This is a genomic window from Bacillus alkalicellulosilyticus (assembly GCF_002019795.1).
GTDB classification, from domain to species: Bacteria; Bacillota; Bacilli; order Bacillales; family Bacillaceae_F; genus Bacillus_AO; species Bacillus_AO alkalicellulosilyticum.
Genome location: NZ_KV917381.1, coordinates 1,571,644 through 1,596,570 on the forward strand (window position 1 = coordinate 1,571,644; position 24,927 = coordinate 1,596,570).

Here is a 24,927-nt window from a genome sequence, read left to right on the forward strand (position 1 = left end):
ATGAAGAAGCAAGAGATAAAAACGTTTTTTATTCTTTTCTTTATTTTTTTAACAGGCGTTTTTTCAGGACTACTCATCGATAAAGATTGGTTATCTGAGCAGGAATTTATGTATTATGAGCAAATTCGTGCAGAGAATAAATTACTTCATTATGAAAGAGAACACTGGCTCGCATTTGTCGGTGACCAACTGAGTCCGGTTCCAATCTATATATACTCAGAAGAAGATAGTGAAGGGGAAATAAGTCACCTACTACAGCAAGTGGGAATCGAACCGGTCGTCGTCAAAACAATTGATACGGTATTGGAAAAAGAAGGTATTTTTGTAGCGTTAGGACATGAACTACATGAAGAGTTTGAACTTCCTCATGTTGTGGTTGATGTGGTTCCACACCAAGACCATGACATTCTCCAGTTTTATTTATCGTTATTAAAAGTGAGGGGAGAGATATTCCGTGACGAAGGTTAGTGTCATTGTGCCAGCTTATAATGAAGAGAAGACGATCGCTACTACGCTGATGACATTAAAAAATCAACCATGGGTTGATGAAGTGATAGTCGTCAATGATGGGAGTACTGACCAAACTAGAACCCTTTCAGATTTTTATGGAGATCAAACGATTCACTTTGAGGAAAACAAAGGAAAGGGTGCGGCCCTTCAAGCGGGCTGGAAACAAGCTAGCGGAGACATTATTGTATGTGTAGATGCGGACTTAGAAGAATCTGTCGCGGAAGCTAAAAAACTAATAGAACCGTTCCAGTACTCATTCATTGATTCAGTAATTGGTCGCTTGCCTTTACAAAGAACAAGAGGATTTGGAATAGTAAAAGAACGAGCCAAAAAAATTATTTATCAACAAACAGGGAAATGGATAACAGCACCGCTTTCAGGACAACGAGCATTTAGAAAAAAGTGGGTATCACTACTTACAAAAAAGTCTTACTACGGATTTGGTGTGGAAACAGCAATGACCATTGATATGTTGAAGGCTGGTGCCACTATTATTGAAGTGGATACCAATATCACACACCGAGCTACAGGAAAAGACGTAGCGGGATTTTTTCATCGTGGAAAGCAATGGATTGAACTTGAAGTCGCAACATGGAGGAATATGTAGATGACTCTTTTGCTGATTTTTTCGATTCCGCTTCTTGCTTACGTTAGTATGAGACTGTTTACTAAAGCAAACTGGATGGTGTTAAATTATCAAAAGGTAATGGTACCGTATAGTTTGGGGGTACTAATTATTTACGGTTATTTGCTTGCTTTTCTTATCTTTCCGGCGATACCGTTATTCTCTTATATGAGTATGTTATATATTATCGGAATTTGGATTATCGGGTTAATTGATGATGTATTTGGAGGGAAAGAGACAAAAGGACTTACCGGCCATTTTACTCAACTAATCACTCGTGGGAAAGTGAGTACAGGCCTATTAAAAGTGATCGGTACTGTTACATTAACATATGCGTTCCTTCTGTACCTTCAGCCCCTATCAATTGAATTATGGATTAGAAATGGTCTCATTTTGCTCCTTACCCCACATATAATGAATTTATTTGATACACGACCTTTACGAGTATGGAAAGTGTGTGTCATCTACGCTATATTATTAGTTGGTGTATTTCAAACAATGCCCTTTTTTGTTTATTTATATTTACTCATTTTCCTTTTTACTCATTATGTGTTTGAAGGTCATAAACTCGCAATGCTTGGTGATAATGGAGCGACTACACTTGGAGCTATTCTGGCGGTAGTAACCGTATTTCATGCACCTACCCAATTTCAGTGGTATGTGGTCTTACTGTTTATCACGTTAACGATATTAGCAGAGCGGGTATCCTTCTCAAAATGGATTGAAAGCTCACCACTGCTTCGCCGAATTGATAGGTGGGGCAATTATTCAACAAAATAAATCAGCAAACCACCAATGGATTAATAGCGATTCTTGGTGGTTTTTTCTAGGTTGTGATGTAAAGGGGATTATTCATTAAATAGGAAACATATGGTAAGATTTTATATAGTGTGAAAAAGGAGGTGCGACATGGATATTACTCAATTTGTCTTTATTCTGCTCCTTATTATCTATTTGACCTACCATATAAAGAAGAACTATAACAATTTCTCAGATGAAGAGAAGGATAATCTGAAAACAGAAGTAAAAACTTCTCCAATCCGTTTCTTTTTTGTTGTGCTAACTTCAAGTGGTATGATTGTTTTCACGATTGGTCTAATCCTGGAACGTGATCTGATAAAAGCTATTGGTTTTCTTTTTGTTGTGATAAACGGATATCTTGGGGTCTGTCAAATATGGGAAGAAAGAAAAGGAAGAAGTCTACTCTTATTCTGTATTTCCACCATAGGTCTTATTTTATTTTATATTTTTTATATAAGATAATTCATAGTAAAATCTAGCATACTTCTGAATAGACTTTTAGTAGGAGGCATTCTTTACAAGTAACTTCTCCTATTCTATTTTTGGGTAGTTAAAGAGGGGACATGACATGCTTAAGACACTGTATAAAGGAATGGCTGTTGGTATAACTGAAACTGTGCCAGGTGTAAGCGGGAGTACGGTAGCGATGATACTAGGGATTTACGAGAAATTGCTTTATTCAATAAGTATTATCACGACTCCTGATCGGAGAAAAGCAATCCCTTTTCTTGTTATATTTGGGTTAGGGATGATTATCGGATTTGCTTGTTCTATATTTACCATTAGCTTTTTATTAGACAACTTTAGAACACAAACACTTATATTTTTTGTGGGGATTATTGTAGGTTTTTTACCTCAACTTTGGAATGAGGCTAGGAGGCATTCCCTCTCTTCGTTTGAAGGCAGGCATTATGTAATCATCGCTCTTTTCTTTTTTATCGTTGTTATTGGACAAATTCTAGGAAGTGGATATGAACTTTCTAGCGAGAATATATCGAGGGGCGACTACATCTTCTTGTTTGGAGCGGGGCTTCTTGCTAGTACGGCGCTTGTCCTGCCAGGAATAAGCGGAGCGCTCATCCTTACAATACTAGGAGTATATGAAATAGCTACCCAATCATTATTAGATCTTCATTTGCCTATAATTATAGCCATTGGACTAGGGGTCATTGCGGGTGTTTTATTTACGAGTAAAGTAGTTCGTTATCTTTTAGAGCATTTTACATTAGCTGCCTATGCAGCAATGGTTGGACTTGTCTCTGGGTCGATTATTGCCATATTCAATGAGATAGAGGGTACGATTACAATACCGATTATCATTGTATCTGTTCTTACCTTTAACGGTGGATTAGCAGTCGTCCATCTGTTAAAACCAAAACATAGCTGAAATTATCTTTAACATAAAAGAAGGATAAATGCTAGAAAAAGAGAATAGTTCATAAAAAATGTCATTTTCCAAGGAGATTGTATATGCGTGAAAAATTACTGAGAGTCGGGACTACGTACATTCCGGTAACGGATGTTGGATGTGCTTCTGAGTGGTATATCTATAAGTTAGGTGCACAATTGAGTTATCAGGACCAAGATAAAGCGATTTTAAATCTTGCAAACCAAAGTATGTTTCTCGTTAAATCACCAGAAAATCAAAGTGCGAACTTCATTGATTGTTATGGTGAGGAACAATTTTCGTTAACATTTGAAGTCGATGGTATAGCAGAGTTAGAAGCACTACATAAGGATTTTATTGAAAATGAAATAACAGTAGGAGAAATTGAAGACAGAGGGCACCCTGGAAGGAATTTTATATTTTTTGACTTAGACGGGAATAAATTTGATGTTTGGAGTGAACTAAGTCCTGCTTTCAAAGAAAAGGTTATAAAATAATGCATAAAATAAAGGAGGAAGGCATGGGTAAACCCGAATGCTTCCTCCTTTTTAAGGTGAAAATATCAAATTATAGAAAGGCATAGAAGCCCTGCAGGATGACTCAGGGAAGGGAAAGGGCTTCGCACACTGCAAGTGCTTTACTAAGAAATACACTTAGTAAAACACTTTTTCAATAGAGGGCAGTGGCTTCACACATCGTAATTAATCAAAGACGGCTTTGCCGTTTTTCTTATTTTCTATACTTAGGAGCGACTTTACCATTTTTACGGTCCCGGTGAAATATAAATCCTCCAACAAATCCAAGGCCACCTAGTAGAAATAGTAGACCACAGAAAAATTGTATCCATAGGTTAGGGAATGGAGTTATCAGGTGTTGAAACACGGTATCTCTCATAAGCTTTATGCCATATCCAGCCAATATAGCTGGAATTACAAGTATTAGTAAAGCAATATATCGTTGCATCTCACGTAGTTTCCTTTCTTCATCTAACATAATGATTATTCTATTTTACTTCAAGATGAGTGAGACTGTCCAAAAAAGCTTTAGCGATCTTATGAAAGATTTATGACCAAGTAATAATATGACTCCTCTCACTTTTTATTTCAGTACAAATAAAGGATTAATTTTTTTTCTAGAACAACACGAATGAAATGTGTCGTAGCCATGAAAGTTTAACTAATAGTACAAGTGTTCATGATAAATATGGTAAAGTAAAAGAAGTAAGAAAAGTACATACAATGGTTGACCAATTTAGTACTAACATTTACTCTAAGTATGAGGTACTAAAAAAACTGTTCCAGTATAATTTTCTAGAACACTAAATATTTATCATATTACGTACAAAAGGCAACATATGATTTATAATATAAGGGGGAGACGTATGGCTAAAGAATATGATCTGGTCATAGTAGGAGCTGGTACTGGTGGGTATGTAGCTGCGATTCGTGCAGCTCAATTAGGACTATCGGTAGCAGTTGTTGAGAAAGCGAAATTAGGAGGGACATGTCTCCACAAAGGTTGTATTCCTTCAAAAGCTTTGCTCAGAAGTGCAGAAGTGTATAGTACTGTGAAAAAGTCTGACAGCTTTGGTATCGTAACCAAGGAAGTTTCCTTTGATTTTTTGAAAGTACAAGAAAGAAAACAAAAAATTATTGAGCAATTATATAAAGGTGTCCAACATTTAATGAAAAAAGGTAAAATTGATGTCTTTGAAGGAACAGGGCGTATTCTAGGTCCTTCGATTTTTTCACCACAAGCCGGTACGATTTCAATCGAATTAAACAGTGGACAGGAAAACACGATGCTTGTGCCAAAGCATGTGATGATTGCAACAGGGTCAAGGCCTAAAACCTTGCCTGGACTTGAGCCAGATGGAAAGCAAATCCTTACTTCGGATGAGGCTCTTGAATTAGACAAGCTTCCAGAGTCTGTCATTATTGTAGGTGGAGGAGTCATTGGCATGGAATGGGCCTCTCTATTCTCTGATTTTGGCGTAGAAGTAACGGTGTTAGAATTTGCTGACCGTATTTTACCAACTGAGGACAAAGAAATTTCAAGGGAAATGCAAAGAGTCATGAAGAAAAAAGGCGTTAAGATTATAACAAACGCCAAAGTCCTTCCAGAAACATTGACTAAAGACGCACAGGTCTCTATCAGTGCGGAATATAAAGGGGCAGAAAAGGAATTTACTGCTGAGGCGTTATTAGTGTCAATCGGAAGAGTTGCCAACATTGAAGGAATTGGCATTGAAAATACAGATATCGTCATTGAAAATGGAGTTATCCAAACAAACGACTTTTATCAAACAAAAGAATCTCATATTTATGCAATTGGCGATGTCATTGGCGGACTACAACTAGCACATGTAGCTTCTCATGAAGGAATCATTGCGGTGGAACATATGGCTCAGCAGAAACCACATACTCTTGATTACTCTACGGTGTCTCGTTGTGTGTATAGTCAACCAGAAGTAGCAAGCATTGGCTTAACTGAAGAAGAAGCCACCCAAAAAGGATATGAAGTGAAAACTGGAAAAGTTTCTTTTAAGGCGATAGGAAAGGCTCTTGTCTATGGTGAAACGGATGGCTTTGTAAAGATGGTTGTTGATAAAAATACGGATGATTTACTTGGTGTTCATATGATTGGCCCGCATGCGACGGATATGATTTCAGAAGCAGCGATTGCTAAAGTATTAGATGCAGCGCATTGGGAAGTAGCACAAACCATTCATCCTCATCCGACACTATCAGAAATTATTGGAGAAGCTGCGTTAGCGGTAGATGGAAAAGCGATACATTCGTAACAAAAGCCTTAGTTTAAGGAGGAAGTAAGATGACAAACCGTCATAAATCAATGGGATTAACAGATGAATTTGTTTTAAAAATGTATGAGATGATGCTTTTAGCAAGAAGAATTGATGAAAGAATGTGGCTATTAAACCGAGCTGGGAAAATTCCATTTGTTGTTTCATGTCAAGGACAAGAAGCTGCACAAGTAGGGGCTGCATTTGCACTTGATTTGTCAAAAGATTATGTCCTTCCGTATTACCGTGATATGGGAGTTGTTCTTACGTTTGGAATGACTGCACGAGATTTAATGCTGTCTGCTTTTGCTAAGGCAGAGGATCCCAACTCTGGTGGACGACAAATGCCTGGTCATTTTGGTCAACGGAAAAATAGAATCGTTACTGGCTCTTCACCTGTAACAACGCAAGTTCCACATGCAGCTGGTATTGCATTAGGAGCAAAAATGGAAGGGAAAGATTTTGTGACGTTTACTACTTTTGGGGAAGGGTCATCAAACCAAGGGGATTTCCATGAAGGAATTAACTTTGCTTCTGTTCACAAACTTCCTGCGATCTTTATGTGTGAGAATAATAAATATGCGATTTCTGTTCCTTATGATAAACAAGTAGCTTGTAAAAACATATCAGACCGGGCAATTGGTTATGGTATTCCGGGTGTAACAGTAGATGGGAATGACCCTCTTGCTGTTTATGAAGCGGTTCACCAAGCTGCTAACCGAGCTCGAGCTGGGGAAGGACCGACGTTGGTAGAAACGGTTTCTTACCGTTTAACACCACACTCGAGTGATGATGATGATAAAACGTATCGTTCGCAAGATGAAGTGGATGAAGCTAAAAAGAAAGATGCTTTGTTTACATTTGCAATGTACTTAAAAGAAACGGGTGTATTGACACCAGAAGTAGAAGAAGAGTTAGAAAACCGAATTCGTAAAGAAATTGATGAAGCAACAGAATATGGTGAAAATGCACCATTCCCAGCAGCTGATGATTTGTTCAAGCATATTTTTGCAGAGTAAGGAGGAGGAAGATTATGGCCATTATTTCTTATATAGAAGCGGTAACCCAAGCTCTTCGTGAAGAGATGGAACGTGATGAAAAAGTATTTATACTAGGAGAAGATGTAGGAGCTAGAGGTGGTGTGTTTAGAGCCACAAATGGTTTGTACCAACAGTTTGGAGAAGACCGAGTCATGGATACTCCTCTAGCAGAGTCTGCGATTGTAGGTGTTGGTGTTGGAGCAGCGATGTATGGACTTCGCCCTGTCGCGGAAATTCAGTTTGCTGATTTTATTATGCCTGCGGTCAATCAAATTGTAAGTGAGGCTGCCAAGATTCGCTATCGCTCCAATAACGATTGGAGTTGTCCAATGACGATACGTGCACCATACGGTGGTGGAGTCCATGGCGCACTTTATCATTCGCAATCCGTGGAATCAATGTTCGCTTCGGTTCCAGGTTTAAAAATTGTGATGCCATCTACACCATATGACGTAAAAGGTCTTCTTAAAGCAGCCATTCGAGACAATGATCCTGTGTTGTTCTTTGAACATAAACGAGCGTACAGGTTAATTAAAGGAGAGGTCCCTGAAGAAGAGTATGTTCTTCCGATTGGTAAGGCTGATGTGAAGCGTGAAGGCGACGACATTACGGTTATTACATACGGATTAGCTGTCCATTTTGCTCTACAAGCGGCTCAAAACCTTGAAAAAGATGGGTATTCTGTTCATCTTTTAGACTTACGAACGGTTTATCCATTAGATAAAGAAGCCATTATTGAAGCGGCAAAAAAGACTGGAAAAGTGTTGCTCATAACCGAGGATAACAAAGAAGGTAGTATTATCGGAGAAGTAGCTGCTATTATTGCAGAAAATTGTTTATTTGATTTAGATGCACCGATTCGACGATTAGCAGGTCCTGATGTTCCTGCCATGCCGTATTCACCACCGTTGGAGAAGCATTTTATGATTAATCCTGAAAAAGTAGAAAAAGCAATGCGTGAGTTAGCAGAATTTTAAAAGAGTAAGAAAGGAGGTCAACGGATGTTAAAGGAATTAACAATGCCTCAGCTTGGTGAAAGTGTAACGGAAGGAACAATTAGCAAATGGCTTGTCAAACCAGGGGACCACGTGAATAAATACGACCCGATTGCCGAGGTCATGACCGATAAAGTAAATGCTGAAATTCCTTCTTCATTTACGGGGACGATTAAGGAGCTCACGGTTCGAGAAGATGAAGCAGTTGAAGTTGGAAAGGTCATTTGTACTGTTGAAATTGAAGAGAGTATATCGGACACTATTGTTGATAATGAAACCGTTACTCCTCAGCACGGAGGAGTAACTATAGAGGATACTGATAATGTTAGTCAGAAAAAACGTTATTCACCAGCGGTTCTTCGTTTATCACAAGAGCATAATATAAATTTAGATAACGTTCTTGGCACAGGCAAGGGGGGGCGTATTACAAGAAAAGATATAATGGCTATAGTTGAAGGGCAACAACGCACTCCTGGACAAGTAGTGCAAGAAGAGAGTACGAATCGCCAGCAAGAGTTTACAGCAGTGCCACCGGTAGGAGTACCAAACCAAGCGTCGGGTGATATTGAAATCCCGCTTACTGGAGTTCGTAAGGCGATTGCTGCAAATATGGTCAAAAGCAAACACGAAGCCCCTCATGCGTGGATGATGGTTGAGGTAGACGCCACCAATTTAGTAAATTTTCGAAACAAGCACAAAGCTTCTTTTAAGGAAAGAGAAGGTTTCAATTTAACTTACCTTCCGTTTTTCATAAAAGCAGTTGTCGAAGCAATAAAAGAATTCCCACAAGTGAATTCGATGTGGGCAGGAGATAAAATCATTCAAAAAAATGATATTAATATATCTCTAGCTGTCGCTTCTGAGGACGCACTTTTTGTACCCGTTATTAAGCATGCAGATGAGAAATCTATCAAAGGGCTGGCTTTTGAAATTCAAGAGCTCGCTACGAAAGTTAGAACGGGTCGTATGTCATACGATGACATGCAGGATGGTACATTTACTGTTAATAATACAGGGTCATTCGGTTCAATTTTATCAAACCCGATTATAAAACAACCACAGGCCGCCAATCTTTCAGTTGAATCAATCGTGAAACGTCCTGTCATTGTTGATGATATGATTGCCATTCGAAGTATGGTCAACCTTTGTTTATCATTAGACCACCGAATTTTAGACGGTTTAGTTTGTGGCCGTTTCTTAGCTCGAGTTAAGGAAAAAATTGAATCGATTTCAATTGAACATACATCAATATATTAATACGTAAAAAAGCTAATCATTCCGTATCGGCGGAATGATTAGCTTTTTCTTTTTCACAAATTTGAGGAGAACTTAGAATGAATAATAGAGCTTAGGGTACGATAACATATGAAGGAAGGTGATCTCTGTCATGAATGAGTTTTGTAAAAAACTAATGATCGCTATTGTAGCTATCGCTGTTACTTCGACCGGAACAAGCTATGTGTTTGCAGAGGAAGGGCTCGACCACAATAGCAAAAGTCATAGTCAAGGTTGTTACCACAAGGGAATGGAAGTCCATTTTCAAATGTATTATCAATTGTTAGCAGAAAAATATGAGCCACAACTTGTCACTGAATGGGATGAAATCCGTAAAGAAAAGTCGATGCTTTTAAAAGAAATCAGGGCTGCTTCAAAGCGCGGAGAACTTGACCATGAAGATATGATCGAACCAATGTGGGTCGAAAAACATGACAAGGTGCAGCAAAAGTTTTACAAGGCGGTAGAACAACGAGATAGTAAGGCAATAAAAGAAATTCTACCTTATTTATTTGAAATGCAAAAAGAGTTGAATGAGATATTTAAAGCAAAACTTAAAAGTAAAAAGTAAAGCTCAACAGATTATGTTCTGTTGAGTTTTACTATGTATGTAATAAAAATGTTTACAAATCGTAATTGTTTCGATATAATTTATAACCGTGATAGACGTAAACGGAATGATTACGAAAAGGGGAGAAATATATATGAAATGGAAGGCTATCGCTTTTTCAATAATGTTAGCACTATCTTCAGCCCTTGCTGCCTGTGGGAATGAAGTTGTTGAAGAAGTACAACCGGAAGAGGAAATAGAAGAGCAAGAGGATGCAGTAACTGTAGAACCTTTAAAAGTATTTACTACAATTTATCCTTTACAAGATTTTACTGAGAAAATTGGTGGAGAATTCGTAGATGTTACAAATATTATTCCAGTAGGGGCTGATGCACATACGTTTGAGCTAACTGCTCGAGGAATGATAGATATTGCAGAGGGCGATTTATTTATTTATAATGGTGCAGGAATAGAAGGTTTTGCTGAAGCTGTCATTGATACCGTTACAAATGAAGGGGTACATATCGTTCAAGCTGTTGAAGGTATTGTATTATTAGCATATGACCATGACCACGGACACGAACATGATGACCATGACCATGGACACGAGCATGATGACCACGACCATGGACACGAGCATGATGACCACGACCATGGACACGAGCATGATGACCACGACCATGGACACGAGCATGATGATCATGACCATGGAAATGAGCATGATGACCATGACCATGGAAATGAGCATGATGACCATGACCATGGGGACGGGCATGACGAACATCACCATGCACATGGTGATGAAGACCCGCACGTATGGCTAGATCCTATTTTATCTATTGAGATGGCTCATAATATCAAACAAGCATTAGTTGAGCTTCAACCTGAAAATGCGGAAGTTTTTGAGGCTAATTTTTCAAGCTTACAGGCTGAATTAGAGGCATTAGATCAAGCGTTTCAAGAGTTAATATCAGAAGTTGAAAAAGACACATTTATCGTTTCTCATGCAGGATATGGATATTGGGAAAACCGATACGGTATTAAACAAGTTGGGATTACAGGAATTTCGCCAACAAACGAACCTTCACAAAAACAGCTAGAAGGAGTTATTGATTTAGCGAATGAACTCGAAATTAATTATGTTGCGTTTGAACAAAATATTAGTAGTACAATGGCAGAAGTTGTAGCAAGTGAAATTGGTGCTGACCCAGTTTATATTCACAATCTTGAAGTATTGACAAATGAGGATGTAAATAATAACGAAGACTATTTTAGTTTAATGAGAAAAAATATAGAGGCATTGCAGACGTTACTTCAATAAAAAACAAAGGTGAATGGGGTTTTTACTGACCCATTCACCTTTTCTTGCTGAATAAAATAAGAAAGTTTATAAATATTAGTTCCTCGAAGATGTCTTGGAAGCGAATAAAGGAAGAGCGATGGCTTCGCTCACTGCGCGTACTTTAATAAGAAGTGCACTTATTTAAGCACTTTTAAAAAGAGGGCAGTGGCTTCGCGCATCGCAATTAAGAAAAGACCGCTAGCGTCTTTTCTTAATCAATTTAGTACGAAGTAGTTGGTAAGCACAAGAATAACGGTTACAATAAAGAAGAGAAACAATTCAAGGAGTGAATAAGTATGGACTTTAATTTTTTTATGAATGATGTAGTTCAACAAGCAAGAAAAGATATGCAATCAGCTGGTTACCAAGAGTTACTATCACCTGAGGAAGTAGATGAAGCCTTAAAAGCGGATGGTACCACACTTGTTATGATTAATTCTGTGTGTGGTTGTGCTGGTGGAATTGCTCGACCAGCAGCTGCGTATATGGCCAATTATGACAAAAAACCAGACCGCTTAGTCACGGTATTTGCTGGTCAAGATAAAGAAGCAACAGCAAGAGCTCGTGAATACTTTACAGGTTATGCTCCTTCTTCACCATCGTTTGCACTACTTAAAGATGGTGAAATTAAGATGATGGTAGAACGGTTTGAAATTGAAGGTCATGAACCAATCCAAGTTGTTCAAAAGCTAGAACAAGCATTTGATGAGTATTGTAAATAAATACACAATGGGACCCAAATGCATTGGCAAAGGGTCCCTCCTTTTTTATTTTCGAGCTTTTTAATTTATCCAATGATATGCTATAATGTCACAGTAATCTTAAAAGGATGGTGTCACATGGAAGAGTTATACAATAAAATGCAAGAATATCTTAACATGGACGAAGAAATTTCGTTTGAAGAATTTAGTACATATTATAAAAATGTGCTCGAAACATTAACGGAAAACCATGAAAACTTCTCTGAAGATGAAGTATGGAAAGGTTTATTCATCGTTGAAAGTGTCATGTCTAATGCTGAGGCACGATCTAAAGAAACAAAAGGCTCTAATGCCAAGAAATATGCCAAAATGGCGCAACGTTTTCAACTCTGGGCAAAAAACTTTGCAGGTAGGTTACATACATTAGGATATAGTGATGAACAAATTAATGAACGCTTTGAGCAAATGCTTGAAGGGGAAGAACCGACACAATCATAAAGAAGTAGGAGCCTTTCTTGGCTCCTCCTTCTTATTGACATTATTATCGAAATAGGTTATATTAAACCTTGTCTTAAAAAATGCGCCCATGGTGAAATGGATATCACACGAGATTTCGGCTCTCGCGTTCTGGGTTCGAATCCTGGTGGGCGCGCCATACTATTACTATTGTAACTCTTGGACATTCGCTCCAAGGGTTTTTTGTTGTTTTCAGGAAGTAGGGCTTTATTTTGCTTGCTGCTTATGAGTAGCCTATAATAGAAGTAGTGACTATGTTTGGGGCTGATATCGATGTTTAGAATAGGCTACAGAACGATTAAAACTGCGGTTGGCGCCGGGATAGCCATTGGGCTCGCTCAAGTGCTCAACCTTGACTTTTATGCTTCTGCTGCGATCCTAGCTATTTTATGTATTTCTGTGACAAGAAAAAAGTCATTGGAGCTATCGTGGGAAAGATTTTTAGCTTGCATTGTCGGACTGGCCATGGGAGCTCTTTTCTTTGAGGTTATTGGATATAATCCGATTGCCTTAGCGATATTACTTCTATTGTTTATTCCATTAGCGGTGAAACTGAAAACTAAAGAAGGAATTGTTACAAGCTCCGTTATCATTCTACATCTTTATACATTGGAAACAGTCAGTGTTGCTATTATCCTAAACGAACTTTTGCTAATTATAATAGGAATAGGCGTTGCATTACTAATGAATTTATATATGCCGAGTGTAGAAAAAGATTTACATACATATCAAGAACAAATTGAAGCTAACTTTAAAACGATTTTATTTGAAATGTCTCATTATTTACGACATGAGGAAAAGTTATGGGATGGAAAAGAAGTAACGGAGACGTATACTATTATTCAAACGGGAAAAGACATTGCCCTTAAAAATATTGAAAATCATGTTGTCCGGTTCCAGGACGAATATTATCATTATTTTAAAATGAGAGAAAAGCAATTTGAAATTATCGAAAGAATTCTTCCATTTGTCTCATCTGTTCAAGAAAAAGTAATTCAAGCAGATACATTAGCTGATTATTTTGAGGAATTAAGCCAAGCGGTTACCCCAAAAAATAGAGGTCCACACTTTTTAGTGAAGTTGGAAGAAATGCGAGTAGACTTTAGAGAAATGGAACTTCCTAAAACGAGGAAAGAGTTTGAAACTCGCTCAGCGTTAAGATACATCATGCATGAGTTAGAGCAATACTTACTCATTAAGCAATCGTTAGCGCCATCGCAGGAGTAATTTGGTATAGGATAGCCATAGAGGCGAAACACTATTAAAAAGTAGAGTGTAGGGGGGCTTACAATGCTGCGTATCCTTTTCGTTTTTATGTGTTTTGCTGTTGCTTCTCCAATTTGGCCTTTAGGTGTTAATCCTCTACCAGGAGATCCTTTTATCATCGTTAATAAACAGACCAATCAACTAGCCTATATCAATGATGGTGAGATTAAAAAAATATATGCGGTTGCAACTGGTAAAACAAACGATTTAACTCCTGAAGGGACGTTTACAGTTGTAGTCAAAGCCATTAACCCTTATTATCGGAAGAAGAATATTGAAGGTGGGTCAAAGGATAATCCACTAGGTACTCGTTGGATTGGTTTTGATGTGGATGATACAGATGGACGTACTTTTGGAATTCATGGTACAAATCGACCTTCATCAATAGGAAGCTATGTAACAGCTGGTTGTGTACGATTAAATAACAAAGATGTAGAAGAGCTATTTGAATTGGTTCCTCTTGGAACAAGAATAACAATCGTTTCTACCACTGAAACGTTTGAACATATTGCAAATCTCCATGGTGCATTGAGCGAGTAAAATCAAGAAAAGAGGGTGGGGCAAAAGGTAACAACCTTTTGTCCCACCCTCCTCTAAACAATGAGCAATTTATTAATGAATACTCTTATAGTAACAATGCACTTCCTGTGAAAATTCCGCCTAGAAGCATAGTAGCAATCATAATATAAATAATAGCTTTTCTAAATTTTTGTGGCATGAGATGACCTCCTCAATAGTACTATACATATTTTAACGTGAAAACTTGTTTAGGACAAGTGGAAATAAACGTGAAGGACTTACGGGAGGTAATACAGAAATAAATAGATAGAAATATAGGAGGAAATCGAATGGAAGGCAATGCGAAAAGAATTGACCACATAGGGATTGCGGTATATTCAATTGAGAAGGCCCTCCCTTTTTACGAGGACGTTTTACAGTTAAAATTGCTTGCCATAGAAGAGGTAGATTCTCAAGGGGTACGTGTAGCTTTTTTAGAAATTGGTCAATCTAAGATTGAATTACTGGAACCATTATCAGAAAAAAGTCCGATATTTTCTTTTCTTAAAAAGAAAGGTGAAGGAATTCATCATATAGCTGTTGGGGTTTCTAATATAGATGCAAGGATAGAAGAATTAAAAGCAAAAGGTGTTCAAATGGTGCATGACAAAGCAGTTGAGGGGGCAGGCGGGGCTCATATTGCATTCATTCACCCAAAGTCTGCAAATGGAGCTTTGGTTGAGTTTTGTGAAAAAAAATAAGTGTTTTTACTTGATTGAAATAAAAAAATTTCACACTATTAGTATAGATTACTATTAGGAGGGTCTAAAATGGTAAATGAACAGCGAATCATCGACGATTTTCTTCAACTCGTACAAATTGATTCAGAAACAAAGGATGAAGCCAAAATTGCTCTTCGCTTAAAAGCGTTGTTTTCCGAACTAGGGGTAGAGGTTATAGAAGATGACACGACGGATAAAACAGGTCATGGTGCAGGAAACTTGATTTGTACATTAGTTGGAAATAAGGATGAAGTTGACCCTATATACTTCACGTCTCATATGGATACCGTTGTCCCAGGAAAAGGGGTTTCGCCTTCAATTAAAGACGGGTATGTGGTAACAGATGGAACAACAATACTTGGGGCAGATGATAAAGCTGGTATTGCAGCGATGCTTGAAGCGATAAAAGTATTAAAAGAACAGCAAATTCAGCACGGAACGATTCAGTTTATTATTACAGTCGGTGAAGAATCCGGACTAGTCGGTGCCAAGGAGCTAGACCCATCATTACTCGTCGCAAAGTTTGGGTACGCTTTGGATAGTGATGGACCAGTTGGGGATATTATAGTTGCAGCCCCAACACAAGCGAAAATACATACGATTGTAATTGGAAAGACTGCACATGCTGGAGTAGCACCAGAAAAAGGAGTGTCAGCTATAAGTGTAGCGGCTAAAGCAATATCAAAAATGCCTCTTGGCCGAATCGATAAAGAAACTACTGCAAATATAGGTAGATTTGAAGGTGGAACGCAAACAAACATCGTTTGTGACCATGTAGAAATCCATGCTGAAGCTCGTTCGTTAGTTGAGAGTAAGATGGATGCTCAAGTTCAAGCAATGCGGACAGCCTTTGAAGATACAGCAAAAGAGATGGGAGCAGAAGCAAAGGTAACTGTCGATGTAATGTATCCTGGCTATAAGTTAGGAGAAGAAGACCATGTCGTTCAAGTTGCCAAAAGAGCGTTAACTTCGATTCAAAGGACCCCACGTTTACTTCAAAGTGGTGGGGGTAGTGATGCTAATATCATTTCAGGATTTGGTATCCCAACTGTTAATTTAGCTGTTGGTTATGAGGACATTCATACAACAAATGAAAAAATGCCAATTCAAGAACTAGTAAAGTTAGCAGAAGCGGTAGTTGCCATTATTAAAGAAGTATCGAAGTGACAAAAAAACCATCATCGTGTGGTGATGGTTAATTTTCTTTTTTTAATGACAAGTAGTATATTAATACTATATAATAGGGAAATATCCCTACAGAATTAACCACATAGATGTGTTGCTATAAAAGGCGGTAATGTCGACTTCAATCGACAAAAACCGCGCAATCTACTGCTATCTTTGTGAGCGATGAATTCAATTATCTAAAAAATGAAAAAAAGTTTTGAAAAACAAACTAATTATTATTATAGTATAAATGTAACGCTTTTTTGGAAGCAAATGAGAGAGGGTGACGGATGTGGATTATAGTATTTCCCATTCATTAATAAACTTATTAAGAGGTACGTATAAAGTATTAGATGAAGATTGGCAAAAAAATGCACAATCGATTGGATTAACGCAATCCGAACAACATCTATTATGGATTGTTTATTTTGAAAAAAAGGCTCCAATGTCTAGAATAGCTGAAATTGGTTTATGGGATTTATCTACGGTTATGCAAGTAATTAAACGATTAAAAGCTAAAGGTCTTGTCCAGACGATAAAGGACGAGAATGACCTTCGTGTTTCCTATGTAATGGTAACAGAAGAAGGAGAAGAAAAAATTAGACTATCTTCGCAGTTTTCCTATAAAATTACCGAATACGTCATGGGATATTTCCAAGAAAGTGAAGAAAATCAACAATTCTTGGAGAAGATGTTTGAGTTCCACAAGGATTTAAATCGACATTTCCATGGACCTGAGTTTGTTAAATGGTTAGAAAAAACAGGAGATACAAAAATTACAAAAGACATTTAATATTTTATATTTTGTTTGCTATCATAATTGATTCTAATATACGACTATTTCCCTTGTCTAAAACTAAATGCATCGTTTATCGATGCTTGATTAATACTTTATATATAAAACTATGAAAAGACCGATGAGAGACTGGTCTTTTTTTATTTTTAAAAATTCCTATTAATACCGTCTTTATAACATTAAGAAAATAGAAAGCTAGTCCGATATATATAACAATAGACAATGTACGGGAGTGAATCAGATGGAAATTACAGCTCAAATGTCGTCTTCAAAATCAGGAATATCTGAAAAAAATGTACGCTTTCGCCAAGGTGAATTTTTACAAGCGACCATTAAAGAACGGAAATCGGCAAATGAAGCAACACTATTAATTAAAGGGAAGGAAGTTTCAGCGACATTCGCAGATAAAGTACCTTCTGGTGATAGAGTGTTGGTCCAATTTGATAAAACACTAGACAATCAAACAATTTTAGTTAAGGAAGTAACAACGGATACTCAAACTAAGTCAGACAGTGCAAAGTCAAGCTCTTCAAGTGGTCAAGCTACAAGCCCAGAAGTGAAACAAGCGCTTCAAACCTTAGAAGGTAAAGGGATTGCCGTTACTAAAGAAGGAATATCTGAAATTAAGAACTTTTTTGAATCTAGTTCAGGAAGTACCCAAGAGAAATTAGCAACGATTCGAGCGTTAGCAGAAAAAGAGCTTCCGATTTCAAGGAATCACATTCAGTCTGTTCATACAGCGCTCCATGGAAAGCAAATGAACGAGGTTATGTCCGACATCGCCAGACAAATTGATTCTGATTATATCCCTCAACCTAAGAACTCTCATGCATCAGTAGAGCAAATGGTAAGAGAAGTTACAAACATGATAGAAAGGGATACAACCATTGATGATTCAACTAAGCGGCGGATTGAACAAGCCTTAAAAGAAGCACGGTACCTTCACCAAATGAGCAATGAAAAAACAGGCGAAGCGGCCCGTCAATTAGAAAAAGTCGCTATGGAAAGAATCATGAATGCACTTATGCCTAGTGATGTACAAGGGCCAGCACCTAGCCAATCATCTATAATAGAAACGGCAAAACAGGTATTACAGAAAGAACCAGATGCCCAACGAGCATTTCAACAAATACAACAATTGCTACTTGGGAAGACAGAGCATCATGAACTTTTGACAAGCACAATGGAAAAGGCAAGTAGTTTTCTGTCCCAAGGAAGAGAAATGTCTGCTAGACAGCAGGTTATGGAGGCTCTTGTTCAGATGGAGAATCTCTCTTCAAAAGGAACAGACCAAACGGGCCAGGTGTATGTAAATCAAGAAGCTTTTCAAACTAGCATACAGCCTGTTTCAAAGGATATTGTAGTAACAACGATAACTGAAAAACTAGCACAGGCAGCAGCTGATTTTAAAAAGTTACAGCGGGAAATTAATCGAAACCTAGACTCGGTCATTCGGATTATTGACCAAACTAAACAAAGAGCACAGCACCAAGTAAAACCGTTACTTGAAGCTACGATTCATAAATTGGACCAAGCGATTTTAAAAAGTGACATGATGATGTTGACTGATATGAAGACCGAAAAGTCATTACTTCAAGCGAGCAGTCACTTAGCAGAAGCAAAAAAACGATTACAAAAAGGTCAGTATCAAGAAGCACAGAGGATTGTTTCAGAAGTAAAGGCTACAGTGGAAAAAATTCAATTTAAGCCATCTGAAACAAAGGTGATGCACTTTGTATCTCAGCAACAAGTAGAGGGAAGGACACCACAACAACAGCTTCTTCAACATATGAATGAGACGATTCGACCACCACAAGACCCGTCTGCGCGACAAATGTTTGAACTTGTTAGGTCACTTGGTTTAAATCGGGAAAGTGAAATTGGGCAAATGTTAAGTTCATCGAACAGAGATATGTTAAATCAGGAAGGGCAACAGCGAAATATGAAAGCATTATTAATGCAACTTATTCGCTCTGAAGAGGAAGGAAGTCGTGTTGCGCAACAAGCAACTCAAGCTCTTCAAAATATTACAGGACAACAGCTATTGAGTAAGTCGGATGCAACAAATCAACAGCAGTTGTTTCTTCAACTTCCATTCCTACTTCAAAATCACGTCGAGAATTTACAAGTATTTGTTAACTCAAGAAACGAAGGACAACAAGTGGATTGGGAGAATTGCCAACTGTATTTTAAAATGGAAACGCCAAAGTTAGGTGAAGTTGGGATATTGGTAGGGGTACAAGAACGACTTTTAACAGTAACAGTGAAAAATGACCTTCCAGAATTCAAAGAAAAAATGGAACCATTAGTAGAAAAGTGTGTGAAAATGATATCTGATATCGGATTTTCAATACAAGGAATTAACTATTCAAAACTATCAAATATAGAAGAAGCACAAGAACAAAAACGAAAAAATACGGAAACAACATCTCAACCGATTTTTACCGAGAAGGGATTTGACTATAAAATATGATGGTTTCAAAACATTTTAATCATAAACAACGTAGACATATAAATGGTCCTACTGCTGCAGTAATTCGGTATGAAGATGGTCAAAGTCCTAAAGTGGTTGCTTCAGGCAAAGGACAAGTAGCAGAGCAAATTATAGGATTAGCTAAAAAAAATAATATTCATTTACAAGAAGATTCATCTTTACTCGAGAACTTGTTGGATATGGATTTAGGGGACAATATACCTCCTCAACTCTATTCCGTTATTGCAGAAATTTTACTTCTTATTGAGGATATGGAGAAAAACTATTAACAAAATGAGAAGTGTAGCCGATAAAATCAATAGAATATGATACGGGGGTGTAACATGTATCAATTTTTAACAAAGGAAGCACTCCATCAAAAATCACCAGAGGAAATAACAGCATTGTTATATGAAGCATGCTGTTCTAACCTTGAGAGTGCGATTGCAAACATTGAAGAAAAAGAATATATGGCAGCAAACGAAAGTTTAAAAAAAGCAAATGATATTATTCATCGTTTAGGTGCAGGGATTAATTATGAAGCGGGTATCATTGCGGACCAGCTTGAGACGATATATAACTACATGGCAGATAAAATCATTGAAGCAAATTACACAAAAAACACGAAACTCATTCAAGAAGTGTTAACGATTGTGACAGAGCTTATGTCAAGTTGGAATCAAGCGATGAAAACGAAAACAGACCTATTGACGAAACAAGGAAAAATGAAGGCTAACGCCTATGAGAGAAATGTCCGTTTTGAATAAAAAATAACGAGGTGCTCTAATGAAAATTAACAATAATATCCAAGCGTTAAATGCTTACCGTAACCTAAATCAAAATCAAATCCAAACATCTAAAAACCTAGAAAAATTATCATCTGGATTGCGTATTAACAGAGCGTCTGATGATGCAGCAGGTCTTGCAATCTCTGAAAAAATGCGCTCTCAAATTCGTGGACTTAAAATGGCTGAGCGAAATGCGATGGACGGAATTTCATTAATGCAAACGGCTGAAGGAGCATTAACGGAAGTTCACGCCATGTTACAAAGAATGCGTGAATTAGCTGTTCAAGGTGCAAATGATACAAATACAGATTATGATCGTGAGCAAATCCAAAAGGAAATTGACCAACTGAAAAAAGAAATCAACAGTGTTTCTGAGAAAACAGAATTTAACACAAGAAAGCTTCTTGATGGTTCAAGTGCTGTATTAACGGTATTTGAAGCTTCACAAAATAACATTAATGTACAAGGTTTCCCGAAAGTACTTGATGCAGAGTTAGGCTCAGGAGTGTATCAAGTAAATATTAAAGAAACAGAGATTAAATCCCAAATCATTCAATCAGGTTCTGGAATTGGAGCAGTTGAAGACGTTAAGTTTGCTGACCCAGAAAACTCAGAGTTAAAACTTGGTCAATACTCGATTCTAGTTCGTGACGTCATGACAGATGGCGGTACGGGTGGTACAGCTAAAATTGAAATTTTAGACCCAGATGGCCTATCTCTTGGTGTGAAAAGTGTAAACATTGGGACTGATGCAGCGGGTCCAGGCGAAGAAGGAAGACAAGTAGCCGGTTTAGAAATTGATACGTCAAAAATTAGAACGTCAGGTACAGCTAAAGTATCACTTGAGGCTGAAACAAAAGTAACATTATCAAAAGAAGGTCCAGATGGATTTGAAGAGATTTCAGCAGAGCGTACGTTAACTTCTACACGTGGAAGAATTGTGCACGCAGGAATTGAATATAACTTTGCTAGTAATATTCCTACCAATGGTTCATTAACATTCCAAACGACAAACAATGCGTTATCTTTCCAAATTGGTGCTAACACTAACCAAAGTGTAATGATTGATATTCCGCAAATGGACATTGTCGAGCTAGGTGTAGAAAGCGTAAACGTAACAACACAGACAAGAGCAAACGATGCAATCTTCCAGCTTGACCGTGCGATTAATATCGTTTCAGATGCTAGAGCGAAACTAGGAGCGATTCAAAACCGTCTTGAGCATACAATTAATAATCTACAAGTGACGCATGAAAACTTAACAGCATCTGAGTCACGTATTCGTGATGCAGATATGGCGTTAGAAATGACGATTTTCACACGTAACAATATTTTAAACCAATCAGCTACAGCGATGCTCGCACAGGCAAACCAATTGCCTCAAGGAGTACTTCAATTGCTTCAATAATAAACAAGAGTCTCGACCAAAACAAGCTAGAACATCTACAATGACAATGGCCTCACTCGCAACGTGATTTAATTGATAGTGGCGGTTTCGCTCATTGCTTAGAGGGTGGAACAAAAGGTAAAAAAAACCTTTTGTCCCACCCTCCTTTTCAATGAATGCCAACAAATATTGGCATTCATACATGGAATAGTATCTGTATGGTACAATAAAGCTAATCATATTTATTTAAAGGCGGGAATAAAATGGATGTCCAACGTGTTGGTAAGGCTAATCTGAACCGAGTGGAACAGAAGAAACAAGGTCCAACAGCCAGTGTTTCTTTCTCAGAGGTAATGAATAAGCAAAGAGATGAAAAAGCCTATGAACGCTTACATGGGCTTATGCAAAAAATAGATGACCAGGGTAAGGCATTAGCAGAATCTAGAACGGTTGATGAGTTAAGAAAATATAAAGCGTTAGTTAAAGAATTTATGGAAGATGCAGTAGCCTTTGGATTACAACTTGAAGAACGAAGAGGCTTTAACCGTCGTGGTCGAACAAAGGTGTATAAAATTGTACAAGAGGTTGACCGGAAGCTGTTAGATCTTACTGACGCGGTTTTACAAAAAGAGAAAAAAGGATTAGATATCCTTAATATGGTTGGTGAAATTAAAGGGTTATTAGTAAACATTTATGCTTAACAGATGAAACATACTAAGATTAGTAGTACAGACCCCGGCCAGGGTTTGTGCTACTATTTTATTTATAGTAGAAGTGAAGTAAGGTCGATCACCCTCTAGGACCTTGATTGAGTCCGTATTTTAAACCGACCGACTTCACACCCTTATTTGAATCAGTTTAGTATGTTGGGTCCATAAGAGATCGAGTAAAAGAAAGTGGAATCGATAAGGCAATGTGAAGGCTTCTATGTTTGGCAAGAGAAGGAGAAATGAACATGAAACATGTACTGGCATTCGATGTTAGTATGGGGAAAAGTACAATGGTTATCTATAACCACTATAAGCAGTGTGAGTTTGAAGGCGAAATTACGCATAATAAATCGTCCTTTAAAGCCTTACATGAAAAGATTTGTGAAATTACCAAACTGGATGGTCAAGCACCTGAGATTGTTTTTGAAGCATCAGGAGTTTACTCAAGACCATTAGAATACTTTTTTCAAACAGAAGGCTACACCTACCATAGAGTTAGCCCATTAGAAGCGAATCTACAAACGGCTTCGATGCGCCGTCATAAGACCGATAAAAGTGATGCTCATGAGCTCGCTAAATCCCATTTCCGATTAGAACGTTCAACGACTTACCAGGAAGACAACTATTATAAACAGATGCGTGCACTAACACGGTATTATGGTGAATTAGATAGTGAAATTATTAATCTATATAGCCGTATGCATGCTATTTTACAGCTAAGTTTCCCTGAACTTGAGCGTCTTCTATCTAAACGTTCTGCACTCTTTTTAAATATCGTTCAACTTTATCCACATCCAGACGAAGTATTAGCCTGTTCAAAAACCGTAATTAGAAACCGTATAAAAGGCAATACAAAAAAGAATCTATCCCATGCACGTGCCGAAGCAAAGGGCCTAGAACTACTTAACGCAGCGAAAGATTCATATCCAGCAATTTCGAAAGAGGATGTAAGATGTGAACAAGTACGTGATTATGCCAAACGTATTACTGATTTAAAAGAGAAAAAAGAACAGCTAATAAAACAGATGGGTGAGCTTTCCAAAGAACGTTTTGAGTATAAGGTTTTACTTTCATTTCCAGGGATTGGTGAAGTGACAGCTGTAAGGCTAATAGGTGAAATTGGGGATTTAAAACGCTTTAGAAACAATAAACAATTAAATGCATATGTTGGGATTGATATTATGCGTTATCAATCTGGCAATACATTTTATAAAGATAAAATTAATAAACGAGGAAACAACAAGCTACGAAAAATCTTGTACTTTATGGTTCAAACAATGATTAGACTTCGTAAGAAGACTAACAATCATATCGTAGAGTACTACGACAAATTAAAAACGCAACCTCAAGGAAAGCCCCACAAAGTTGCGTCGATTGCGTGTGTGAATAAGTTTTTGAAAGTGGCATTTCATCTAATCACACACAACATCACCTATAATTACGAAGCAGCGTAAACCTATTCGTAACAGTTACTTATACTATACCATATCTGACCTTGCGAAAAAAACTAAATCGTCAGGTCTTTTTGGCATGACCAGAATTATTTTGAGTGGGAGGGGTACCCCTCCCACTCAAAATAATTAGGTGAAACATAAATAAAAGTTATAAAAAACACTTGACTGGAGGTAAGAAGAGGGTGAGACAAAAGGTTGTATTTTACCTTTTGTCTCACCCTCTTTTCTTCATGTTGGCTTATAAGATTGGAAAGAGGATAAGCAGAAATAAATTAAATACAGTATGTGATAAGATACAAATCGTAATATTTTTTGTTTTGATATAAACGTAGCCCCAAACTAATCCTCCAAGTAAAGCAGCAAGTACTAGAAGAATACTGCCAGAAAATAAATGAGCTGTAGTATATAGTAATGCCGCAAGTACAACTGAAGTTTTAGATGGTAGCGATTGTAAAAGGCGTTCTAGAACAAATCCACGCCAAAAGATTTCTTCTCCTGGAATGACAAGTAAAAACAACAACAAGTATTGCCAAACCTCTTTCGGTTGTACTAATTCATAAAGTGCTGTTAGCTGTGACATAAGAGGTGGATAAATAGAAACGATAATGCCCTTTCCGATCACCATACTTACATAGAGGATGAACCCTGTTGCTATCCCCATCCCTATATGTGGAGTTGAGAAAGGGAAAAAATAGGGTTTGCTAGTAAAAAAGGTAAACGAAATTAAAACCAATAAGGATAAAGGAAGCAATAGCCAAAACGAAAAAGGTTGCCATAAAAAACTAACAAATAACAGAAAGTGCGCGAGTATAACTGCAATAATGAATGAACGCATAAAAACTCCTTTGTGTTAGTTATAGGAAATAAAAGTATGGATACTAGGTCAATAGTATTATTTTCAAAAAAAATATACCACTAAAGGAAATTATATCAAAAAAAAAGGTTGACTACACAATGATACACAACTTAAAATAAAACCGAAAGCGCTTTCGAATTGTGAGGTGGATGTTTAATGGTGACATATTACAATATTGAAAAAACTCGGTATTCAGAACAAGAAA

Annotated in this window: 28 protein-coding genes and 1 tRNA gene; 26 read left to right on the top strand and 3 right to left on the bottom strand. The window is 37.5% G+C overall.

Annotated features, from left to right (window positions below):
* The 6 genes from BK585_RS08035 to BK585_RS08060 all read left to right on the top strand — a co-directional run bounded on the left by BK585_RS08035 (position 1) and on the right by BK585_RS08060 (position 3,820).
* Entirely contained in the window at positions 1–468 is a 468-nt protein-coding gene (locus BK585_RS08035; protein ID WP_078552945.1) for a hypothetical protein, read from the top strand.
* Entirely contained in the window at positions 455–1,117 is a 663-nt protein-coding gene (locus BK585_RS08040) for a glycosyltransferase family 2 protein (protein WP_078552946.1), read from the top strand. Before BK585_RS08035 ends, BK585_RS08040 begins: the two co-directional genes overlap by 14 nt.
* A complete protein-coding gene (locus BK585_RS08045; protein ID WP_078552947.1) occupies positions 1,118–1,915 on the top strand; it encodes a hypothetical protein in 798 nt (265 codons plus the stop codon).
* A 129-nt stretch (positions 1,916–2,044) separates the two neighbouring features.
* The gene (locus BK585_RS08050; RefSeq protein WP_078552948.1) at positions 2,045–2,398 is read left to right on the top strand and encodes a hypothetical protein; all 354 of its coding nucleotides are present in this window, start codon (positions 2,045–2,047) and stop codon (positions 2,396–2,398) included.
* 106 nt (positions 2,399–2,504) lie between these two features.
* Positions 2,505–3,323, top strand: a complete 819-nt coding sequence (locus tag BK585_RS08055; protein ID WP_078552949.1) for a DUF368 domain-containing protein — start codon at positions 2,505–2,507, stop codon at positions 3,321–3,323.
* Between the two features lie 83 nt (positions 3,324–3,406).
* A complete protein-coding gene (locus BK585_RS08060; protein ID WP_078552950.1) occupies positions 3,407–3,820 on the top strand; it encodes a VOC family protein in 414 nt (137 codons plus the stop codon).
* A gap of 232 nt (positions 3,821–4,052) precedes the next feature.
* Here the strand turns inward: BK585_RS08060 and BK585_RS08065 are convergent, their stop codons facing one another.
* The gene (locus BK585_RS08065; protein ID WP_078552951.1) at positions 4,053–4,286 is read right to left on the bottom strand and encodes a DUF2627 domain-containing protein; all 234 of its coding nucleotides are present in this window, start codon (positions 4,284–4,286) and stop codon (positions 4,053–4,055) included.
* A 418-nt stretch (positions 4,287–4,704) separates the two neighbouring features.
* Here BK585_RS08065 and lpdA point away from each other — a divergent pair, with 418 nt between their 5' ends.
* The 11 genes from lpdA (at position 4,705) to BK585_RS08120 (ending at position 14,351) form a co-directional block, all read left to right on the top strand.
* Complete coding sequence (gene lpdA, locus BK585_RS08070) at positions 4,705–6,126, top strand: dihydrolipoyl dehydrogenase (protein ID WP_078552952.1); 1,422 nt, start codon at positions 4,705–4,707, stop codon at positions 6,124–6,126.
* A 29-nt stretch (positions 6,127–6,155) separates the two neighbouring features.
* The gene (locus BK585_RS08075) at positions 6,156–7,145 is read left to right on the top strand and encodes a thiamine pyrophosphate-dependent dehydrogenase E1 component subunit alpha (protein ID WP_078552953.1); all 990 of its coding nucleotides are present in this window, start codon (positions 6,156–6,158) and stop codon (positions 7,143–7,145) included.
* Between the two features lie 14 nt (positions 7,146–7,159).
* A complete protein-coding gene (locus BK585_RS08080; RefSeq protein WP_078552954.1) occupies positions 7,160–8,143 on the top strand; it encodes an alpha-ketoacid dehydrogenase subunit beta in 984 nt (327 codons plus the stop codon).
* 24 nt (positions 8,144–8,167) lie between these two features.
* On the top strand, positions 8,168–9,418 hold the full coding sequence (locus tag BK585_RS08085) for a dihydrolipoamide acetyltransferase family protein (protein WP_078552955.1): 1,251 nt from the start codon (positions 8,168–8,170) through the stop codon (positions 9,416–9,418).
* 130 nt (positions 9,419–9,548) lie between these two features.
* The gene (locus tag BK585_RS08090) at positions 9,549–10,007 is read left to right on the top strand and encodes a hypothetical protein (RefSeq protein WP_078552956.1); all 459 of its coding nucleotides are present in this window, start codon (positions 9,549–9,551) and stop codon (positions 10,005–10,007) included.
* A gap of 133 nt (positions 10,008–10,140) precedes the next feature.
* Complete coding sequence (locus tag BK585_RS08095) at positions 10,141–11,307, top strand: metal ABC transporter solute-binding protein, Zn/Mn family (protein ID WP_078552957.1); 1,167 nt, start codon at positions 10,141–10,143, stop codon at positions 11,305–11,307.
* 317 nt (positions 11,308–11,624) lie between these two features.
* Complete coding sequence (locus BK585_RS08100; RefSeq protein ID WP_281248887.1) at positions 11,625–12,050, top strand: BrxA/BrxB family bacilliredoxin; 426 nt, start codon at positions 11,625–11,627, stop codon at positions 12,048–12,050.
* A gap of 117 nt (positions 12,051–12,167) precedes the next feature.
* Entirely contained in the window at positions 12,168–12,527 is a 360-nt protein-coding gene (locus BK585_RS08105) for a hypothetical protein (RefSeq protein ID WP_078552959.1), read from the top strand.
* An 82-nt stretch (positions 12,528–12,609) separates the two neighbouring features.
* A tRNA-Arg gene (locus tag BK585_RS08110) sits at positions 12,610–12,684 on the top strand.
* A gap of 134 nt (positions 12,685–12,818) precedes the next feature.
* Positions 12,819–13,772 (top strand): aromatic acid exporter family protein, encoded by a 954-nt coding sequence (locus tag BK585_RS08115; RefSeq protein WP_078552960.1) that lies wholly within the window; start codon positions 12,819–12,821, stop codon positions 13,770–13,772.
* A 66-nt stretch (positions 13,773–13,838) separates the two neighbouring features.
* Positions 13,839–14,351, top strand: coding sequence for a L,D-transpeptidase (locus BK585_RS08120; protein ID WP_078556693.1), 513 nt, complete (start codon positions 13,839–13,841; stop codon positions 14,349–14,351).
* Positions 14,352–14,436: 85 nt separating this feature from the next.
* Here the strand turns inward: BK585_RS08120 and prli42 are convergent, their stop codons facing one another.
* Positions 14,437–14,529, bottom strand: coding sequence for a stressosome-associated protein Prli42 (prli42, locus tag BK585_RS23960; RefSeq protein WP_170885509.1), 93 nt, complete (start codon positions 14,527–14,529; stop codon positions 14,437–14,439).
* 130 nt (positions 14,530–14,659) lie between these two features.
* Here prli42 and mce point away from each other — a divergent pair, with 130 nt between their 5' ends.
* The 9 genes from mce to BK585_RS08165 all read left to right on the top strand — a co-directional run bounded on the left by mce (position 14,660) and on the right by BK585_RS08165 (position 23,866).
* Complete coding sequence (mce, locus tag BK585_RS08125; protein WP_078552961.1) at positions 14,660–15,070, top strand: methylmalonyl-CoA epimerase; 411 nt, start codon at positions 14,660–14,662, stop codon at positions 15,068–15,070.
* A gap of 69 nt (positions 15,071–15,139) precedes the next feature.
* Entirely contained in the window at positions 15,140–16,258 is a 1,119-nt protein-coding gene (locus BK585_RS08130; RefSeq protein ID WP_078552962.1) for a M20/M25/M40 family metallo-hydrolase, read from the top strand.
* Between the two features lie 292 nt (positions 16,259–16,550).
* Positions 16,551–17,051: a MarR family transcriptional regulator gene (locus BK585_RS08135; protein ID WP_170885510.1), complete on the top strand. Its 501-nt coding sequence runs from the start codon at positions 16,551–16,553 to the stop codon at positions 17,049–17,051.
* Between the two features lie 244 nt (positions 17,052–17,295).
* Positions 17,296–19,527, top strand: coding sequence for a hypothetical protein (locus tag BK585_RS08140; RefSeq protein WP_078552964.1), 2,232 nt, complete (start codon positions 17,296–17,298; stop codon positions 19,525–19,527).
* Positions 19,524–19,817, top strand: a complete 294-nt coding sequence (locus BK585_RS08145; protein ID WP_078552965.1) for an EscU/YscU/HrcU family type III secretion system export apparatus switch protein — start codon at positions 19,524–19,526, stop codon at positions 19,815–19,817. The genes BK585_RS08140 and BK585_RS08145 overlap by 4 nt, the downstream gene beginning before the upstream one ends.
* Before the next feature lie 54 nt (positions 19,818–19,871).
* On the top strand, positions 19,872–20,294 hold the full coding sequence (gene fliS / locus BK585_RS08150) for a flagellar export chaperone FliS (RefSeq protein WP_078552966.1): 423 nt from the start codon (positions 19,872–19,874) through the stop codon (positions 20,292–20,294).
* A gap of 19 nt (positions 20,295–20,313) precedes the next feature.
* Positions 20,314–21,723 carry a flagellin N-terminal helical domain-containing protein gene (locus BK585_RS08155; protein ID WP_078552967.1) on the top strand — a complete coding sequence of 470 codons (1,410 nt, stop codon included), beginning with the start codon at positions 20,314–20,316 and terminating at the stop codon, positions 21,721–21,723.
* A 242-nt stretch (positions 21,724–21,965) separates the two neighbouring features.
* Positions 21,966–22,403 carry a YaaR family protein gene (locus tag BK585_RS08160; protein WP_078552968.1) on the top strand — a complete coding sequence of 146 codons (438 nt, stop codon included), beginning with the start codon at positions 21,966–21,968 and terminating at the stop codon, positions 22,401–22,403.
* A 254-nt stretch (positions 22,404–22,657) separates the two neighbouring features.
* On the top strand, positions 22,658–23,866 hold the full coding sequence (locus BK585_RS08165) for an IS110 family RNA-guided transposase (RefSeq protein WP_078552969.1): 1,209 nt from the start codon (positions 22,658–22,660) through the stop codon (positions 23,864–23,866).
* A 238-nt stretch (positions 23,867–24,104) separates the two neighbouring features.
* Here the strand turns inward: BK585_RS08165 and BK585_RS08170 are convergent, their stop codons facing one another.
* A complete protein-coding gene (locus tag BK585_RS08170) occupies positions 24,105–24,701 on the bottom strand; it encodes a CPBP family intramembrane glutamic endopeptidase (RefSeq protein ID WP_078552970.1) in 597 nt (198 codons plus the stop codon).
* Positions 24,702–24,927: the final 226 nt, after the last annotated feature.